Annotated in this window: 18 protein-coding genes; 11 read left to right on the top strand and 7 right to left on the bottom strand. The window is 63.3% G+C overall.

Features of this window, described 5'->3' with window-relative positions; translation table 11 throughout:
- Positions 1–46: 46 nt before the first annotated feature.
- The 5 genes from fis to ACF8R4_RS21660 all read right to left on the bottom strand — a co-directional run bounded on the left by fis (position 47) and on the right by ACF8R4_RS21660 (position 4,432).
- Positions 47–367: a DNA-binding transcriptional regulator Fis gene (gene fis / locus ACF8R4_RS21680; protein ID WP_019099786.1), complete on the bottom strand. Its 321-nt coding sequence runs from the start codon at positions 365–367 to the stop codon at positions 47–49.
- Complete coding sequence (dusB, locus tag ACF8R4_RS21675; RefSeq protein WP_392493430.1) at positions 364–1,377, bottom strand: tRNA dihydrouridine synthase DusB; 1,014 nt, start codon at positions 1,375–1,377, stop codon at positions 364–366. Before dusB ends, fis begins: the two co-directional genes overlap by 4 nt.
- 202 nt (positions 1,378–1,579) lie before the next feature.
- Positions 1,580–2,932 (bottom strand): DUF3426 domain-containing protein, encoded by a 1,353-nt coding sequence (locus tag ACF8R4_RS21670; protein WP_200928834.1) that lies wholly within the window; start codon positions 2,930–2,932, stop codon positions 1,580–1,582.
- Between the two features lie 42 nt (positions 2,933–2,974).
- Entirely contained in the window at positions 2,975–3,853 is an 879-nt protein-coding gene (gene prmA, locus ACF8R4_RS21665; protein WP_060498531.1) for a 50S ribosomal protein L11 methyltransferase, read from the bottom strand.
- A 123-nt stretch (positions 3,854–3,976) separates the two neighbouring features.
- Positions 3,977–4,432, bottom strand: coding sequence for a MaoC family dehydratase (locus ACF8R4_RS21660; RefSeq protein ID WP_060498530.1), 456 nt, complete (start codon positions 4,430–4,432; stop codon positions 3,977–3,979).
- 143 nt (positions 4,433–4,575) lie between these two features.
- Between ACF8R4_RS21660 and ACF8R4_RS21655 the strand changes: the two genes are divergently transcribed.
- From ACF8R4_RS21655 to ACF8R4_RS21645, 3 genes are read left to right on the top strand one after another with little or no spacing between them, the layout of a single operon-like run.
- Complete coding sequence (locus tag ACF8R4_RS21655) at positions 4,576–4,938, top strand: CidA/LrgA family protein (protein WP_060498529.1); 363 nt, start codon at positions 4,576–4,578, stop codon at positions 4,936–4,938.
- Complete coding sequence (locus tag ACF8R4_RS21650; protein WP_060498528.1) at positions 4,935–5,651, top strand: LrgB family protein; 717 nt, start codon at positions 4,935–4,937, stop codon at positions 5,649–5,651. The genes ACF8R4_RS21655 and ACF8R4_RS21650 overlap by 4 nt, the downstream gene beginning before the upstream one ends.
- 9 nt (positions 5,652–5,660) lie before the next feature.
- Entirely contained in the window at positions 5,661–6,251 is a 591-nt protein-coding gene (locus ACF8R4_RS21645) for an LON peptidase substrate-binding domain-containing protein (protein WP_016712194.1), read from the top strand.
- Positions 6,252–6,317: 66 nt separating this feature from the next.
- On the opposite strand, the gene ACF8R4_RS21640 is transcribed toward ACF8R4_RS21645, so the two are convergent.
- Both ACF8R4_RS21640 and ACF8R4_RS21635 read right to left on the bottom strand, forming a co-directional pair.
- A complete protein-coding gene (locus ACF8R4_RS21640) occupies positions 6,318–7,634 on the bottom strand; it encodes a bifunctional DedA family/phosphatase PAP2 family protein (protein WP_060498527.1) in 1,317 nt (438 codons plus the stop codon).
- Between the two features lie 2 nt (positions 7,635–7,636).
- Positions 7,637–8,305 carry a DNA-3-methyladenine glycosylase gene (locus ACF8R4_RS21635; RefSeq protein WP_104833882.1) on the bottom strand — a complete coding sequence of 223 codons (669 nt, stop codon included), beginning with the start codon at positions 8,303–8,305 and terminating at the stop codon, positions 7,637–7,639.
- 487 nt (positions 8,306–8,792) lie between these two features.
- Between ACF8R4_RS21635 and ACF8R4_RS21630 the strand changes: the two genes are divergently transcribed.
- The 8 genes from ACF8R4_RS21630 to ACF8R4_RS21595 are packed head-to-tail and all read left to right on the top strand — an operon-like array spanning position 8,793 to position 16,743.
- A complete protein-coding gene (locus ACF8R4_RS21630) occupies positions 8,793–10,064 on the top strand; it encodes a glutamate-5-semialdehyde dehydrogenase (RefSeq protein ID WP_060498520.1) in 1,272 nt (423 codons plus the stop codon).
- Positions 10,033–10,725 carry a nicotinate-nucleotide adenylyltransferase gene (nadD, locus tag ACF8R4_RS21625; RefSeq protein WP_392493426.1) on the top strand — a complete coding sequence of 231 codons (693 nt, stop codon included), beginning with the start codon at positions 10,033–10,035 and terminating at the stop codon, positions 10,723–10,725. Before ACF8R4_RS21630 ends, nadD begins: the two co-directional genes overlap by 32 nt.
- Positions 10,726–10,768: 43 nt before the next feature.
- Positions 10,769–11,188: a ribosome silencing factor gene (gene rsfS / locus ACF8R4_RS21620; protein ID WP_016712189.1), complete on the top strand. Its 420-nt coding sequence runs from the start codon at positions 10,769–10,771 to the stop codon at positions 11,186–11,188.
- A 10-nt stretch (positions 11,189–11,198) separates the two neighbouring features.
- Positions 11,199–11,666, top strand: a complete 468-nt coding sequence (gene rlmH / locus ACF8R4_RS21615) for a 23S rRNA (pseudouridine(1915)-N(3))-methyltransferase RlmH (RefSeq protein ID WP_060498518.1) — start codon at positions 11,199–11,201, stop codon at positions 11,664–11,666.
- A gap of 16 nt (positions 11,667–11,682) precedes the next feature.
- The gene (gene mrdA, locus ACF8R4_RS21610) at positions 11,683–13,572 is read left to right on the top strand and encodes a penicillin-binding protein 2 (protein WP_060498517.1); all 1,890 of its coding nucleotides are present in this window, start codon (positions 11,683–11,685) and stop codon (positions 13,570–13,572) included.
- A 38-nt stretch (positions 13,573–13,610) separates the two neighbouring features.
- Positions 13,611–14,714 carry a rod shape-determining protein RodA gene (rodA, locus tag ACF8R4_RS21605; protein ID WP_060498521.1) on the top strand — a complete coding sequence of 368 codons (1,104 nt, stop codon included), beginning with the start codon at positions 13,611–13,613 and terminating at the stop codon, positions 14,712–14,714.
- Positions 14,715–14,731: 17 nt separating this feature from the next.
- Complete coding sequence (gene mltB / locus ACF8R4_RS21600; protein WP_025754323.1) at positions 14,732–15,742, top strand: lytic murein transglycosylase B; 1,011 nt, start codon at positions 14,732–14,734, stop codon at positions 15,740–15,742.
- A complete protein-coding gene (locus tag ACF8R4_RS21595) occupies positions 15,742–16,743 on the top strand; it encodes a septal ring lytic transglycosylase RlpA family protein (RefSeq protein ID WP_060498515.1) in 1,002 nt (333 codons plus the stop codon). The genes mltB and ACF8R4_RS21595 overlap by 1 nt, the downstream gene beginning before the upstream one ends.
- Positions 16,744–16,874 lie beyond the last annotated feature (131 nt).

Raw genomic sequence — 16,874 nt, 5'->3', positions numbered from 1 at the left:
AGGCGCCTCTGTTCAGGGAGCCGCCTTTTCTGGTTGGGATTCTGGCTTACAGCAAGTCGTACTGCTTGAGCTTCTTGCGCAGTGTGCCTCGGTTCAGCCCGAGCATCTCACTGGCTTTGGTCTGGTTGCCCTTCACGTAGTTCATCACGCATTCGAGCAGGGGCGCCTCGACTTCGGAGAGCACCAGGTTGTACACGTCCGTGACGGTCGCGCCTTCCAGGTGGGCGAAGTAGTTGTGCAGCGCCTTCTCGACGCTGTCGCGAAGGGTCTGGCCCTCTTCGCTCGGCGTGTTGAGGTGCTGTTTCAGGTTGGCGTTGTCGCTCACGGGCGTTGTTCCACTCACAAATGTCTCGGTCATCATCGTCATGCGGCCACCCCTTGTCCGTCCTCTGTCTCAAGGCTCTGTCGACGTTCACTGAAAAACGCGTGAACGTTGGCGCACTGCGCTTGTGTGTCTTCCAAAGCGTTGAACCGGGAGCGAAACTCCTTGCCGCCGGGTCGTGTTGCCAGGTACCAGCCAACGTGCTTGCGGGCGATACGTACGCCCATCACATCGCCATAGAAGGCATGCAGCGCGGCCAGGTGCTCCAGCAGGATGCCTTCCACTTCGTCCAGCTGCGGCGCTGGCAGGTGTTCGCCAGTGCGCAGGTAATGCTCGATCTCGCGAAAGATCCACGGCCGCCCCTGGGCGGCGCGGCCGATCAACAGGCCGTCGACCCCGGTGGCATCCAGCACCGCCCGGGCCTTTTCTGGCGAAGTGATATCGCCGTTGGCAAAAACCGGGATAGACACCGCCTGTTTGATGGCAGCGATGGTGTCGTATTCGGCTTCGCCGGTGTACAGGTCTGCGCGTGTGCGGCCATGCACCGCCAGCGCCTGGATGCCGGCCTGTTCGGCGATCTTCGCCACGTTCAGGCCGTTCTTGTTCGCCCGGTCCCAACCGGTGCGGATCTTCAGGGTCACCGGAACATCCACGGCGCCGACAACGGCGTGGAGGATTTCGTGGACCAAGGCTTCATCTCTCAATAAAGCAGAGCCTGCAGCTTTGTTGCAGACTTTTTTTGCCGGGCAGCCCATGTTGATATCGATGATCTGGGCGCCCGCTTCGACGTTGGCCTTTGCCGCCGCTGCCATCATTTGCGCATCACCGCCGGCGATCTGCACCGAGCGTGGCTCGGGATCACCTTCATGGATGCGGCGCAGGCTCGATTTGCGGCTGTTCCACAGGCTCATATCGCTGCTGACCATTTCCGACACCACCATGCCCGCGCCCAGGCGCTGGCAAAGTGTACGGAAAGGCTGGTCCGTGACCCCGGCCATGGGCGCGAGGATCAGGTTGTTACGTAGTGTGTATTGGCCGATGCGTACCGCCGACATAGGTGATCCCTGTTGTGGGGCCGAATCTTGGAGTTCGAAAAAGGGTTGGCATGATACCCGCTCTCGGTGACCGGATAAAGATGGATTTGGATAAAATCTGAACAATCAGGGCGAGCGACAAGCAGCAAGCTTCAAGCTGCAAGAGGGAGCAGGCCGGCTATCGGCTCGCTTGTCTTGTGGCTTGAAGCTTGCCGCTTGTCGCTTATTCCGGCGAACGGAAGCTCAGGCTATAGTTCACGGCCTTCGGCCCCGGGTCGAGGATGTCCAGGGCGATATGGATCGGCGTCTGGCTGGGCATGTCGCCACGCCCGGCCAACTCGCCCGACAGGTACTCGCTGGGCTTGAAGCGACGGCTGGCGATCAGCTGGCCATTGAGGTCGGCAAAGCGCAGCTCCAGCAGCGGGAACGGCTGGGAGAAGGGGGCGCGGTTGTAGATGATCGCATCGACAATCAGTGCACCCTTGAAGTCGGGGTGGCTGCGCACTACCAGGTTGCTGCTCTTGATGCGTGCAATATCGACCCGGGTGGGCACCTGGCAACCGACCATCGGGCAGATCTGCTGGAAGATTGGCCGGTACTGGTCCTGGCGGGCCATTTCGTCGAAGTGGAACCACACGTACTGGAAGGCCAGCAGGCCAGCAGCCAGCAAGGTCAGAAAGCCCCACAACAAACGCTTGCCCCAGTTGGGGGCGGGTTTTTCCCAGCCCAGCTGCAGCGGGTCGTCGACCACGTCGACCAGCGGTTCCTTGCGTACCGGGCGCTCGGGTTTACTGGCAAGGCCTGGTTCAAGGCGGCCGCCGGGTAGGGGCTCGTCAGGTTCGTCGTCGCGGGCCGACAGGTGCAGCGCCAGCGGCTCATCGTCGCGGGCGCTCAGGCCTTTTTCCGGTATTTCGTCATCGCTGGCGCCCAGTGGCTCGCTGAAGGCGGGCTGCTCATCGATTTCGGGGGCGCGGTGGACGGGTGGCTCGTCATCGATCTCCAGGTCAAGGTTGCTGCCCAGGGTCGGTTCGGTGCGCTCGCCGGGTGCCGGTTTCAGGTCCAGTGCCAGGGGCTCTGGCTCCAACAGCACCGGGGCGGCTTCTGCCGGCTGTTGGGGTTCAAAGGGCTCGTCGGTGGCTGTGCCGAACAGGTCGTCTGCGTGCTCGTCCGGGTGCAGTTCGTCGCGCCGTGCCTGCAGCCCGCCATCCAGGTTGGTCGGGCGTGTGGGGGCCGGTTGGCCACGACGTTCCAGGCGCTCCAGTTCCTTGTCGAGGTCAAGCTCATCCAGGGCCTGGGCGGTAAGCGCCCAGGCATCGTCAGGCCTATCGTTGCGTACTTCGACGGCGGGCTCAGGGGGGGGCGCCTGCTCGATCAGCGGTTCGGCCGGCACAGCGGGTACTGGCGCAGCCACCGCTGGGGCATTGGCGCGGTTCTGCTCCAGCAACTGCTTGGCGGCATTGAACACCTGCAAGCAGTGACCGCAGCGCACCACACCGCGAGCCACGCTCAGCTGGTGGTGGGTGACGCGAAAGCTGGTCTGGCAATGCGGGCACTGGGTGACGAAACTGTCGGTCATGCGGCAATCCGGGAGCTGTGCAGAAGACTATTCTAGGCCCGCTTAACGGCGGCGACCACTGATGCGCACCCAGCCGTCGCGTACGACGATCGGGTCCAGTTCGAAGTCGGCAGCGTAGGCGGCAGCCACTTCTTCGCCCTGCTCGGCGAGGATGCCCGACAGGGCCAGCAGGCCACCTGGGCGGACCAGGCGGGACAATTGCGGCGCCAGCGATACCAGCGGGCCGGCCAGGATGTTGGCGACCAGCACGTCGGCCTGCATGGCCGGCATATGCTCGGGCAGGTACAGCGCCAGCTTTTCATCGGCAATGCCGTTGCGCTGGGCGTTGTCGCGCGAAGCCTCGATGGCCTGCACGTCGATGTCGGTGCCGACGGCTTCACGGGCGCCCAGCAGCAGCGCGGCAATGGCCAGGATGCCCGAGCCGCAGCCGAAGTCCAGCACCTGGGTGCCTTCGAGTTGCTGGCCGTCGAGCCATTCCAGGCACAGGGCAGTGGTGGGATGGGTGCCGGTGCCGAAGGCCAGGCCCGGGTCGAGCAGCAGGTTGACGGCGTCCTTTTCCGGGGCATCGTGCCAGCTCGGCACGATCCACAGGCGTTGGCCGAAACGCATCGGCTGGAAGTTGTCCATCCAGCTGCGTTCCCAGTCCTGGTCCTCGATCACTTCGGCCTGGTGCTCGGGCAGATCTGCGCCGGTCAGCAGGCGCAGGTGGGCGAACACCTGCTCAGGGTCGGCATCGGCCTCGAACAATGCCAGCAAGTGGGTGTGCGACCACAGCGGGGTGGTGTTGAGGTCTGGCTCGAAGATCGGTTGATCTTCGGCGTCCATGAACGTGACCGAGACGGCGCCGACTTCAAGCAGGGCGTCTTCGTAGGTTTCGGCTTGTTCCGGGCTGATGGCCAGGCGTACTTGCAGCCAGGGCATGGCGGGCACCTTTGGTAAATCGACAGGGGCAGCCCTAGGCTGCGCGAAGGCTGGCAGTTTACGCGAGTGCGGGGGATTTGTGGATCGGCTTGGGAAGGGGGCGCGCAGCGCCCCCAAAAACCATCAGACAAAGCAGAGCGACAGCGACTCAGCTATGTAAGCAGGCTTCTCTTCACCTTCTATTTCCAACGTGGCAATCGCCTTCAGCAGCCATTGCCCCGGCTTTTTCTCGGTCACCTCGGCCAGGTCCACCTTCAAACGCACCTGGCTGTCGACCTTGACCGGCTGAATGAACCTGACGCTGTCCAGCCCATAGTTCACCACCATCTTCAGCCCTTGCGGCAGGATCAGGATGTCCTCGATCAGCTTGGGAATCAGCGACAAGGTCAGGAAACCGTGGGCAATCGTGCCGCCAAACGGTGTTTTTGCCGCCTTCTCAGGGTCGACATGAATGAACTGGAAATCGCCGGTTGCCTCGGCGAACAGGTTGATGCGCTGCTGGTCGATCTTGAGCCAGGCAGAGCGGCCCAGTTCCTTACCAACGTACTGCGAAAGCTCTGTAACCGGTACATAGGGCATCGCGGACTCTCCAGGTTGTCAGTTGGTACGAAAGTGCAAGATCAGCACGGCTAACCGTTTCAGTCAAGTTGCCCGCTTTTCGGCGAATATCGGTCTATAGCCGGGCGTGCTTATAATGGCCACCATGCCCGAGGGAGATGCTTATGCTGTTGCGTGGTTTGACCTGGCTGGTGCTGTTCCAGCTGCTGGGGACGGCGATCAATCACCTGTTGGTGCCGGTTTTGCCGGGGCCGATTATTGGCCTGTTGCTGCTGTTGTTCTTTCTCATGGCTCGCGGTGAGGTGGGCAAGCCGTTGAACGAGGCCGCCAGTAGCCTGCTGCGCTACCTGCCGCTGTTGCTGGTGCCGCCGGCGGTAGGGGTAATGGTGTATGCCAAGGACATTGCCGCTGATTTCTGGGCCATTGCCGGAGCCTTGCTGATTTCCTGCCTGGTGACGCTGGTGTTTGTCGGGGTGCTGATGCAAAAGCTCATCCAGCGCCAGGGCAAACGTGAGGAGCAGCCATGATGCTCGACTGGCAAGGCGCGCTTGACGCAGTCGTCCATCACCCGTTGTTCGGTATCGGCATTACGCTCGGTGCCTACCAGGTTGTGCTGGCGGCCTACGAAAAGACCCGCTGGATCTTCCTGCAGCCGGTGCTGGTGTCGATGTTGCTGGTCATCGGCGTATTGCTGCTGTGCGGTATTGACTACAGCGAGTACCGCAAAAGCACCGAAATCATGAACATCCTGCTGGGGCCTGCCACCGTCGCCCTGGCTGTGCCGCTCTATCTCAACCTGCGGCGTATCCGCCAGCTGTTCTGGCCCACATTTACTACGCTGGTAGTCGGAGGCCTGTTCGCCACCCTGTGCTGCCTGTTGCTGGGCTGGTGGTTCGGTGCCGAACACATGATCCTGATGACCATGGCGCCGAAGTCCGTTACTTCGCCGATCGCCATGCTGGTGGCCGAACAGATGGGGGGCGTGGCGGCCTTGGCTGCGGTGTTCGTGTTGATTACCGGGGTGATCGGGGCCATCTTCGGTCCGGCCCTGCTGAGCCGCTTCGGGGTGCACAGCCCTGAGGCGCGAGGCATGTCGCTGGGCGTGACCGCGCACGCGGTGGGCACTTCGGTGGCCCTGCAGGAAAGTGACGAATGCGGCGCCTTTGCCGCGCTGGCGATGAGCCTGATGGGCGTGGCCACGGCGGTGTTCCTGCCGCTGGCGGTCAGCCTGGTGGCTTGAGGACTTGTGATGACGCTACCGCTGTTTCCGCTCAATACCGTGCTGTTTCCTGGCTGCTTTCTCGATTTGCAGATTTTCGAGGCGCGCTACCTGGACATGATAAGCCGCTGCATGAAGCAGGGCGAAGGTTTTGGTGTGGTGTGCATCCTTGAGGGCGAGCAGGTTGGCAAAGCGCCACCTATGGTCGCCTCGATTGGCTGTGAGGCGGTCATCCGCGACTTCGTCCAGCAAGACAACGGGTTGCTGGGTATTCGCGTCGAAGGTGTGCGGCGCTTCAACCTCGACAGCACCGAAGTGCAGAAGGACCAGTTGCTGGTAGGGCAGGTGCAATGGTTGCCGGAGCAGGCGGACAGCCCGTTGCTGGAGGCGGACGACGACCTGTTGGCGCTGCTGGTGGCGCTGGGTGAGCACCCGATGGTCGAAGCGCTGGACATGCCGAGGCCAGTGGACGGGCGGCAGGCGCTGTCCAATCAGCTGGCGTACCTGCTGCCGTTCATGGAAGAGGACAAGTTGGATTTGTTGACCCTGGACTCACCGCAGCAGCGGTTGGGGGAGATCCAGAAGCTGCTGGAGCGGATTCAGGGTGAGTTGTTTGCATGATGGTTCTGTAGTGCCTGTACCGGCCCTTTCGCGGGTTTACCCGCGAAAGGGCCGGTACAGGCAACATCAATACTGATATCTGAGCAACGCCTGTGGCAGCGCATGCATGGCAAAGAACGCCAGCAGCGCAATACACGCCGGCAACACCAGCCACCACACCCGCTGCGGCAAGGCTGGCAGTGTCTGGCGCCGTTGCACCAGGGTCAGGCTAAGCGCACACACACAGCACGCCAGCAGCGCCCCGGCCAGGATGTCTGTCGGCCAGTGAGCCCCCAGGTAAACCCGCGACAGGGCAATCGCCAGGGCCGGAATGCAACCCAGCATCACCCAGGTCAGGCGCATCCGCGGTGGCTGCCCACGCCCCGCCAGCACGGCCATCACCAGAAAGAATGCAAACGACGCCGAGCTGTGCCCGCTGGGCATGCTGTAGCTGGTCAACGGGTCGGTCAGCACTTCCGGCCGTGCCCGGGCGAACAGCCATTTGAGTGTGCCGTTGGCAATCGCCGTGCCCATCAGGGCGCCGACAGCGAACAGGGCGTGTCGCCACTGCCGGGCAAGCAGCAACAGGCCTGTCAGCAGCCCGCCAAGGAAGAACTGGGTCCGGAAGTCACCCAGCCGCGTCACCAGGACCACGGTGCCATCGATGGCCTGGCTGCGGTGTTCCTGAACCAGTGTCATAACGCCTTGATCGAACTCATGTAGGTAAGGCCAGCCGATAAATATCCCGGCCAGGGCGATGAAACTGAGGCCCGCTACCAGCCGGGTGCCGTGGCGCTGGTCACGCAGGCTGCTGTTGAGGCTAAGGCCGATCAGCACGGCCAGGGTGCCGGCGATGATGCCCGCATCCAGCCAGAAGCCTTCCGGCAGCGGCAGGCGCATGGCCGCACCAGTGGCCCAGCCGGGCAGCAGGTAGGCGACCGACCAGCCGGCGCCGGCCACCAGGCTGACGGCGATGAAGCGCGGCAGTGGCATGTCGAACATGCCGGCCACCATCGGCAGCATTGGCCGCAGAGGGCCGATAAACCGGCCTACCAGCAGGCTGGCAATGCCATAACGCTGGAAGTAGGTCTCTGCGCTGCCAATCCATTCCGGGTGGTGGCGCAGTAAGGGCAGGCGGCGGATGTTCTGGTGGAAGTACTTGCCCACCGTATACGACAGCGCATCACCCAAAAGGCCGCCAAGGAAGCCCAGCAGCAAGGTTTCCCCCAGGCTGAAGGCGCCACTGCCGGCCAGTACCGCGACGGCGAACAGCAGCACGGTACCCGGCACGATGATGCCGGCGATGGCCAGGCATTCGATGCAGGCCACCAGGAAAATCGCGAGGCCAAGCCACTGTGGGTTGGCGCTTAGCCAGCCGGTCAGGCTGTCGAGCCATTGGCCCATGTTCAGCTTCCTTGTTCGTGAATGAAGAAGTCCCGGCCTTCGACTTGGCCGCGGCGTAACGGGTTCCGCGTGCAGAAGCGGGCGTATTCGGCATCGACGAAACGGTAGGGCAGGTGTTCGTCACGCCCGTGCGGGATGCCCAGGCGCGCGGCCTGGATGACCCGTGGTACGGCGTTGCCGCAATCGTCCACGTACAGCCGCTCGGCGTCGAAGCGTTGGGCGTCCCAGTGCGGCACTTTCAGGCCCAGGGCCCGGCATAGCAGGGTCTGGCCCGCGCACAGGCGCTCATCCGGGCGCAGCTGGCCGCTGGCATCGGGGTTGTTCAGTTGCATCTGCGCCAGGCTGTTGGGGCCTGAAAGGGCATCCTGCCAAGGATAGGCGGACTTGATCAGCACCGCGTTGCCCGGCCCGTGAGCGCTGAAGTTCAGCGAGTCGCCGCCGCGGGCGTAATACATGTAGATGTGCCCGCCATCGAGGAACAGCGCTTTGCGCTTTTCGGTGTAGCCGAGCGAGGCGTGGCTGCCTTTGTCGGCGAGGTAGTAAGCCTCGGTCTCGATGATGCGCGCGGCAAGCCACAGGTCGCCGTGGCGATGGCGGATAACCTTGCCGAGCAGGGCTTTGGCCAGGGTCTGGGCGTCGCGGTCGAAAAAGCTGTCGGGCAGGGCTGGCATGCGGGCGGTTCATGGCTGGGGAGGCGGGATGATAGCAATGAATGGCTTAATCGAGGCTGAACCAGGGGCGCGATTGAATGGTATCTGTATGTTTCATTGGTGGGGTTTCGGTGTGCTCGCCGTGGTGTATTCGTTGTTGTTGAAATCGAGCGCCGCCCGCGCGGCGCATCGCGAGCTGCGCTCGCTCCTACGTTTGTTTCGGGCCAGTAACACCTGCGCCAACGCGCGCGACCGCCCTGTTCGTACGACACGATATCGAGCCTTGCGCCAAGGCGTTCGCGCGCAAATCCCACAGGATTGATTGGCCCGAAACAAACGTAGGAGCGAGCGCAGCTCGCGATGCGCCGCGCGGGCGGCGCTCGATTTCACAGGCGCAGATAATCGTGAGACGAACTACCATTTTCTACCATCCGCCACCCGCCGCTGGGCGTACACCTGCGCGGCAGTTATAATCAGCCGATTTCCCCTTCGCCAAGACACCGAACCCATGACTGAGTCCGTTCTTGACTATATGACCCGCTTGGGTCGCGCTGCCCGTGAGGCTTCCCGGGTGATCGGCCGTGCCAGCACCGCGCAGAAGAACCGCGCCCTGCAAGCAGCCGCCGATGCGCTGGATGCTGCCCGTGCCGAGCTGACAGCCGCCAACGAACAGGACCTGGCCGCCGGCCGCGCCAATGGCCTGGAGCCGGCGCTGCTGGACCGCCTGGCGCTGACCCCAGCACGCATCGACGGCATGATCACCGGCCTGCGCCAGGTGGCCAGCCTGCCGGACCCGGTCGGTGCGATTCGCGACATGAGCTACCGCCCGTCGGGCATTCAGGTCGGCAAGATGCGCACACCGCTGGGGGTGATCGGGATCATCTACGAATCGCGCCCGAACGTGACCATCGATGCTGCCAGCCTGTGTCTGAAGTCGGGCAACGCGACCATCCTGCGCGGCGGCTCCGAAGCGATCCATTCCAACCGCGCCATCGCCACCTGCATCCAGCGTGGCCTTGCTGAAGCCGGCCTGCCGGCAGCCGTGGTTCAAGTGGTCGAGACCACTGACCGCGAAGCCGTGGGTGCGCTGATCAGCATGCCGCAGTTCGTCGACGTCATCGTGCCGCGCGGCGGCCGTGGCCTGATCGAACGCATCAGCCGCGATGCCCGGGTGCCGGTCATCAAGCACCTGGACGGTATCTGCCACGTCTACGTCAGCCAGCATGCCGACCTGGACAAGGCCTGGAACGTGGCCTTCAACGCCAAGACCTACCGCTATGGCATCTGTGGCGCCATGGAAACCCTGCTGGTCGACCAGCAGGTGGCCGAGCGCTTCCTGCCGGAAATGGCCCGCCGCTTCCAGGAGAAGGGCGTGGAGCTGCGTGGCTGCGAGCGTACCCGCGCGCTGATTGAAGCCAAACCGGCCAGCGAAGACGACTGGCACACCGAGTACCTGGACGCGATCCTGTCGATCCGCGTCGTGGACGGCCTGGACCAGGCCATCGAGCACATCAACCACTATGGCTCGCACCACACCGACTCGATCATCAGCGAACACCAGGGCGAAGCCCGCCAGTTCATGGCTGAAGTCGACTCGGCGTCGGTCATGCTCAACACCCCGACGTGCTTCGCCGACGGCTTCGAGTACGGCCTGGGTGCGGAAATCGGCATTTCCACCGACAAGCTGCATGCCCGTGGCCCGGTCGGCCTGGAAGGCCTGACCTGCGAGAAGTACGTGGTCATCGGCGATGGCCAGCTGCGCGGCCAGGGGTCGTGCTGAGTTGAGCAAGGCCCAGGCAGTCCGGCGCATCGGCATTCTAGGCGGCACCTTCGACCCCGTGCACATCGGCCACCTGCGCAGCGCGCTGGAAGTGGCCGAGTTCATGGGGCTGGACGAGTTGCGCCTGTTGCCCAACGCCCGGCCGCCGCACCGCGATACCCCGCAGGTGGCCGCCGAGGACCGCCTGGCCATGGTGCGTGAAGCGGTGCAAGGCGTTGCCTGCCTGAGCGTCGATGCCCGCGAGCTTGCGCGTGACAAACCGTCGTACACCATCGATACGCTGGAGTCGATCCGCGCCGAACTGGCCGACAACGACCAGCTGTTCCTGGTGCTGGGCTGGGATGCCTTCTGTGGCCTCCCTACCTGGCACCGCTGGGACGAACTGCTGCAACACTGTCACATCCTGGTGCTGCAACGCCCGGATGCCGACGTCGACCCCCCTGACGAGCTGCGCAACCTGCTGGCTGCGCGCTCGGAGAGCGATCCTGCCGCCATGTCCGGCCCGGCGGGAAATATTTCGTTCGTCTGGCAGACGCCGCTTGCGGTGTCGGCTACACAGATCCGACAGCTGCTGGCCAGCGGCAAATCGGTGAGGTTCCTGGTGCCGGACGCCGTACTGGCCTACATCGAGGCGCACGAACTGTATCGTGCGCCCAACTGACGGTGCCTCTGGCGCCTCATCCAACGAGTTGAACGAGTTTTATATGACCAAGCAGAAAATTTACGGCGAAGAACTGGTCGCCCTGACCAAGGCAGCGCTGGAAGACGTCAAGGCCCAGGACATTCAGGTCATCGACGTGCGCGAAAAGCACAGCCTGACCGACTACATGATCATTGCCACCGGTACCTCCAACCGCCAGATCAACGCGATGCTGGAAAAGGTCCGCGAAGCCGTGAAGGCCAAGGGCGCCCAACCACTGGGTGAAGAAGGCAAGGGCGACAGCGACTGGGTGCTGCTGGACCTGAACGACGTCATCGTGCACATGATGACTGCCGCTGCCCGCCAGTTCTACGACCTGGAGCGTCTGTGGCAGGGTGCCGAGCAAAGCCGTGCTGCCGATGGCAAGCACCACAGCCCGGACCACGCTCACGAGTACTCCGACAAGCTCAAAGACCGCGAATAAGGGCAGCGCTGTGCGTTTGCGCCTGATTGCGGTCGGCTCGCGCATGCCGAGGTGGGTCGAGGAAGGCTGGCATGAATATGCCAAGCGCCTGCCTGCCGAGCTGTCGCTGGAGCTGGTGGAAATCCCGCTGAACACCCGTGGCAAGAATGCCGACGTCGCCCGCCTGATCCGTCAGGAGGGCGAAGCCATGCTGAGCAAGGTGCAGCCTGGGGAACGCATTGTCACCCTCGAGGTCCATGGCAAGCCCTGGAGTACCGAGCAGCTGGCGACCGAGCTGGACCGCTGGCGCCTGGATGCGCGCACGGTGAATTTGATGGTGGGGGGCCCGGAAGGCCTTGCGCCTGAGGTCTGTGCGCGCGCCGAGCAACGCTGGTCGCTGTCGCCGCTGACCCTGCCGCACCCGTTGGTAAGGATACTCATCGGCGAGCAGATCTACCGCGCCTGGACCGTGTTGTCCGGGCACCCTTACCACAAATGAGCCTGTAAGCAGTCCGATGTCGCAGCCGATCCGTCTCAAGGACCACGAGAAAGACGCCCGCCTGGTGCGCAACCGCGTCGTGGTCGGCGCGGTGGCGATCATGCTGCTTATTTGTGTGCTGATCGCGCGGCTGTATTACCTGCAGATCATCCAGTACGACTACCACTCGACGCTGTCGGAAAACAACCGGGTGCATGTGCAGCCGATTCCGCCGACTCGCGGGCTGATTTTCGACCGCAACGGGGTGATCGTTGCCGACAACCGGCCCAGCTTCAGCCTGTCGATGACCCGCGAACGTGCGGGTAACTGGCAAGAAGTGCTGGATACCATCGTCGAAGTGCTGGAGCTGACGGCCGACGACCGCGCGTTGTTCGAAAAGCGCATGCGTCAGGGCCGTAGGCCTTTCGAACCCGTGCCGATCCTGTTCGAGCTGAATGAAGAGCAGATCGCCCGGGTGGCGGTAAACCAGTTCCGCCTGCCAGGTGTGGAAGTGGTTGCCCAGCTGGTGCGGCATTATCCGCAGGGTGCGCATTTCGCCCATTCGGTGGGTTATGTGGGGCGCATCAACGAGAAAGAGCTGAAAACCCTCGACCCGGTGAACTACAGCGGCACCCACCATATCGGCAAGACCGGCATCGAGCGCTTCTACGAGGACGCCTTGCACGGCCAGGTCGGCTACGAGGAAGTCGAGACCAACGCCCGTGGCCGTGTGCTGCGCGTGCTCAAACGCACCGACCCGCAACCTGGCAAGGACATCGTACTGAGCCTGGACATCAAGCTGCAGGAAGCCGCCGAAGCCGCGCTAGGCGGCCGGCGTGGCGCAGTGGTGGCGCTCGACCCGCGTACTGGCGAGGTGCTGGCGATGGTCAGCCAGCCAAGTTTCGACCCCAACCTGTTCGTGACGGGCATCAGCTTCAAGGCCTATGCCGAACTGCGCGACTCGATAGACCGGCCGCTGTTCAACCGCGTGCTGCGTGGCCTGTACCCGCCGGGTTCGACCATCAAACCGGCCGTAGCGATTGCCGGCCTGGACAGTGGCGTGGTCAACGCCAGCAGCCGGGTGTTCGACCCGGGCTATTACCAACTGCCCAACTACGACCACAAATACCGTAACTGGAACCGTTCCGGCGATGGCTGGGTCGATCTGGACACCGCGATCATGCGTTCCAACGACACCTACTTCTATGACCTTGCGCACAAGATGGGCATCGATCGGCTGTCCAGCTACATGAACAAGTTCGGCATCGGCCAGCGGGTTTCCCTCGACATGTTCGAGGAGTCCGCCGGGTTGATGCCATCGCGTGAATGGAAGCGTGCCACGCGCCGCCAGGCCTGGTTCCCGGGTGAAACCCTGATTCTCGGCATTGGCCAGGGCTACATGCAGGCCACACCATTGCAACTGGCCCAGGCCACGGCATTGATCGCCAACAAGGGCGTGTGGAACCGCCCACACCTGGCCAAGACCATCGAAGGCCAGCCGCCGGTGGATGAAAACCCCATGGACAACATCGTGCTGCGTGACAAGTCCGACTGGGCCAAGGTCACCCACGGCATGGAGCAGGTGATGCACAACGCCCGTGGTACCGCACGCAAGGCGGCTGCTGGCGCCCAGTACCGCATTGCCGGCAAGAGCGGTACCGCCCAGGTGGTGGCGATCAAGCAGGGTGAGAAGTACGACCGCAACAAGCTCCAGGAGCGCCACCGCGACCACGCCCTGTTCGTCGCCTTTGCCCCGGCCGATGACCCGAAAATCGTGGTCTCGGTGATGGTCGAGAACGGTGAGTCCGGCTCTGGTGTTGCTGCCCCCGTGGTACGCCAGATCATGGACGCCTGGCTGCTCGACGAAAACGGCCGGCTCAAGCCCGAGTTCGCGCCTGCCACCGTGACCCAGGAATCGGCCCTGTGATGAACAATTTCGATCGCATGCTCTCCAGCGAGGATGTGATGCGTCGGCGCGCCAGCTTCCTGCAGCGCATCCACATCGACGGCCCCTTGCTGATCATCCTGCTGACCCTCGCGGCCGGCAGCCTGTTCGTGCTCTATTCGGCCAGTGGCAAGAACTGGGACCTGCTGCTCAAACAGGCTACCTCGTTTGGCATAGGCCTGGTGTCCATGTTCGTCATCGCCCAGCTGGAGCCGCGATTCATGGCCCGCTGGGTACCCTTGGCGTACCTGACCGGAGTGCTGCTGCTGGTGGTGGTGGACGTGATGGGCCACAACGCCATGGGCGCCACGCGCTGGATCAACATCCCCGGGGTGATCCGCTTCCAGCCCTCGGAGTTCATGAAGATCATCATGCCGGCGACCATCGCCTGGTACCTGTCCAAGCGCACCTTGCCTCCGCATTTGAAGCACGTGGCCATCAGCCTTGTGCTGATTGGCGTGCCGTTCATATTGATCGTACGCCAGCCCGACCTGGGCACCGCGCTGCTCATCCTTGCCTCCGGTGCCTTCGTGCTGTTCATGGGTGGCCTGCGCTGGCGCTGGATCCTCAGCGTGCTGGCAGCGGCAGTGCCGGTGGCGGTGGCGATGTGGTTCTTCGTGATGCACGACTACCAGAAGCAGCGGGTACTGACCTTCCTCGACCCGGAGAGCGACCCGTTGGGCACGGGCTGGAACATCATCCAATCCAAGGCCGCAATCGGTTCGGGCGGAGTGTTCGGCAAGGGCTGGCTGCTCGGTACCCAATCGCACCTGGACTTTTTGCCCGAAAGCCACACCGACTTCATCATCGCCGTACTGGGCGAGGAATTCGGCCTGGTCGGCATCTGCCTGTTGCTGATTGTCTATCTGTTGCTGATCGGCCGTGGCCTGATGATCACAGCCCAGGCGCAGACCCTGTTCGGCAAGCTGCTCGCGGGCAGCCTGACCATGACCTTTTTTGTATACGTGTTCGTCAATATCGGAATGGTCAGCGGCCTTCTCCCCGTGGTGGGCGTGCCGCTGCCGTTTATCAGCTATGGCGGAACATCGTTGGTGACGCTGCTGTCAGCGTTTGGCGTTCTGATGTCGATCCACACGCACCGCAAATGGATCGCACAGGTTTGAATAAGGTGAAGAATTTCATGCAAGCAGTGCGTAACTGGGCTGCCCGTTGTGCGCCGTGGATCGGCGCGGTGGGCCTGTTCGGCGCTGTACAGCTGGCCCACGCCGGTGATTACCAAGGCTCGCCGCAGGTGGCCCAGTTTGTCGGCGAAATGAGCCGCGACTATGGCTTTGCCCCTGAGCAGCTGATGGGCGTGTTCGCTGACGTGCAGCGAAAGCAGTCGATCCTCGACGCTATCTCGCGCCCGGCCGAACGGGTCAAGCCGTGGAAGGACTACCGGCCGATGTTCCTCACCGACGCGCGCATCGCCCGTGGTGTGGACTTCTGGCGCCAGCACGAGGCGGTATTGGCCCGTGCCGAGCAGGAATACGGCGTGCCGGCACAGTACATCGTCGCCATCATCGGTGTGGAAACGTTCTTCGGCCGCAACACCGGCAACTACCGGGTGATCGATGCCCTGTCGACCCTGGGCTTCGACTACCCGCCTCGGGCTGAATTCTTCCGCAAGGAACTGCGCGAATTCCTGTTGCTGGCCCGCGATGAACAGCTCGACCCGCTCACGCTCAAAGGCTCCTACGCCGGCGCCATGGGCCTGCCGCAGTTCATGCCGAGCAGCTTCCGCAACTTTGCGGTGGACTTCGACGGCGATGGCCACATCAACATCTGGAACAACCCGGACGATGCCATTGGCAGCGTCGCCAGCTACTTCAAGCGCCATGGCTGGGTGGCCGGTGGGGGCGTGGTCAGCCGCGCCTGGGTGGATGGCGCGCGCGCCGACGAAGGCCTGACCACAGGCATCGAGCCTGTGAAAACCGTCGGGGAGTTGCGCACGCTCGGCTGGTCGGTTCATGATTCGCTGCGCGATGATCTGCCGGTTACCGCTTTCCGCCTTGAGGGTGACAATGGCCCCGAGTATTGGGTGGGCCTGAAGAACTTCTACGCGATCACGCGTTACAACCGCAGCGTGATGTATGCCATGGCGGTGCATCAGCTTGCGGAACAGCTGGTTCAAGTACGGGGCGTCAAGTAATGCGCGCAATCATCTCTGGCAACTCTTTCAAGCTGCTCACCTGCCTCGCCGTTGGCGTGGTGCTGGCCAGTTGCTCCTCCAACCGCCCGGCCCAGCAGAGCAGTGGCAACGTCGTGCGCAGCCAGCCAGGCCTGGACATCAACCGGGCACACAAGGACGGTGCACCGTGGTGGGACGTGGATGTGAACAAGATCCCCGATGCCACGCCGACCGTGCACACCGGCAACTACAAGGCCAACCCGTACACGGTACTGGGCAAGACCTATTACCCGATGCAGGACTCGCGCAACTACCGCGCCGAGGGCACCGCGTCGTGGTATGGCACCAAGTTCCATGGGCAGAACACCGCCAACGGCGAGCTGTATGACCTGTACGGCATGAGCGCAGCGCACAAGACGCTGCCGCTGCCGGCCTATGTGCGGGTGACCAACCTGGCCAACGGTCGCAGCGTAATCCTGCGTGTGAACGACCGTGGCCCGTTCTATTCCGACCGTATTATCGACCTGTCCTATGCGGCTGCGAAAAAGCTGGGTTACGCCGAGATCGGCACCGCGCATGTGCGCGTCGAGGGTATCGACCCGCAGCAGTGGTGGGCCCAGCGTGGCCAGACGCCGCCGATGGTGCTCAAAGAACCGCAGGTAGCCCAGACCCAGGCGATCCCGGCCAACACCGGGCGTGTCGAGCAATGGACCCCGCCGCCTCAGCAGCACGCAGCGCCGGTGGTGCCGGTGCAGGTGGGGGGCAACAACGTGCCGGCGGGCAACGGCGGCAGCTTCCTGCAGGTAGGCGCCTTTGCCAACCCGGACGCAGCCGAGCTGCTGCGCTCCAAGCTCAGCACCATGGTCAATGCGCCGGTGTTCATCAGCTCGATCGTGCGTAACCAGCAGACCCTGCACCGCGTACGCCTGGGGCCGATTGGCAGCCAGGGCGAGATCCAGCAGGCACAAGACAGCATCCGCCTGGCGAACTTGGGGCAGGCCAAGCTGGTCACAGCAGACTGACCGTTTATATGGGGCGGCCATCAGCGTGGCCGCAACCAAACTGTCGGTTTTGTCATGAATTGCCGGGCGCGCCCATGTACAATGACGGCTTTTGCCCGCAGCGACATAAAGCCGCACGTTCGTGGGCCAGG

The organism is Pseudomonas sp. FYR_2, assembly GCF_043106425.1.
GTDB classification, from domain to species: Bacteria; Pseudomonadota; Gammaproteobacteria; order Pseudomonadales; family Pseudomonadaceae; genus Aquipseudomonas; species Aquipseudomonas monteilii.
The sequence above is the reverse complement of the archived record's forward strand: the minus strand, read 5'-3'. Positions and strand labels throughout refer to the sequence as shown.

Bases quoted from the DNA above. Each gene is read 5' to 3' on its own strand.
- fis (WP_019099786.1), bottom strand. From the start codon at position 367: ATGACGATGATGACCGAGACATTTGTGAGTGGAACAACGCCCGTGAGC.
- dusB (WP_392493430.1), bottom strand. From the start codon at position 1,377: ATGTCGGCGGTACGCATCGGCCAATACACACTACGTAACAACCTGATC.
- ACF8R4_RS21670 (WP_200928834.1), bottom strand. From the start codon at position 2,932: ATGACCGACAGTTTCGTCACCCAGTGCCCGCATTGCCAGACCAGCTTT.
- prmA (WP_060498531.1), bottom strand. From the start codon at position 3,853: ATGCCCTGGCTGCAAGTACGCCTGGCCATCAGCCCGGAACAAGCCGAA.
- ACF8R4_RS21660 (WP_060498530.1), bottom strand. From the start codon at position 4,432: ATGCCCTATGTACCGGTTACAGAGCTTTCGCAGTACGTTGGTAAGGAA.
- ACF8R4_RS21655 (WP_060498529.1), top strand. From the start codon at position 4,576: ATGCTGTTGCGTGGTTTGACCTGGCTGGTGCTGTTCCAGCTGCTGGGG.
- ACF8R4_RS21650 (WP_060498528.1), top strand. From the start codon at position 4,935: ATGATGCTCGACTGGCAAGGCGCGCTTGACGCAGTCGTCCATCACCCG.
- ACF8R4_RS21645 (WP_016712194.1), top strand. From the start codon at position 5,661: ATGACGCTACCGCTGTTTCCGCTCAATACCGTGCTGTTTCCTGGCTGC.
- ACF8R4_RS21640 (WP_060498527.1), bottom strand. From the start codon at position 7,634: ATGGGCCAATGGCTCGACAGCCTGACCGGCTGGCTAAGCGCCAACCCA.
- ACF8R4_RS21635 (WP_104833882.1), bottom strand. From the start codon at position 8,305: ATGCCAGCCCTGCCCGACAGCTTTTTCGACCGCGACGCCCAGACCCTG.
- ACF8R4_RS21630 (WP_060498520.1), top strand. From the start codon at position 8,793: ATGACTGAGTCCGTTCTTGACTATATGACCCGCTTGGGTCGCGCTGCC.
- nadD (WP_392493426.1), top strand. From the start codon at position 10,033: ATGGCCAGCTGCGCGGCCAGGGGTCGTGCTGAGTTGAGCAAGGCCCAG.
- rsfS (WP_016712189.1), top strand. From the start codon at position 10,769: ATGACCAAGCAGAAAATTTACGGCGAAGAACTGGTCGCCCTGACCAAG.
- mrdA (WP_060498517.1), top strand. From the start codon at position 11,683: ATGTCGCAGCCGATCCGTCTCAAGGACCACGAGAAAGACGCCCGCCTG.
- rodA (WP_060498521.1), top strand. From the start codon at position 13,611: ATGCGTCGGCGCGCCAGCTTCCTGCAGCGCATCCACATCGACGGCCCC.
- mltB (WP_025754323.1), top strand. From the start codon at position 14,732: ATGCAAGCAGTGCGTAACTGGGCTGCCCGTTGTGCGCCGTGGATCGGC.
- ACF8R4_RS21595 (WP_060498515.1), top strand. From the start codon at position 15,742: ATGCGCGCAATCATCTCTGGCAACTCTTTCAAGCTGCTCACCTGCCTC.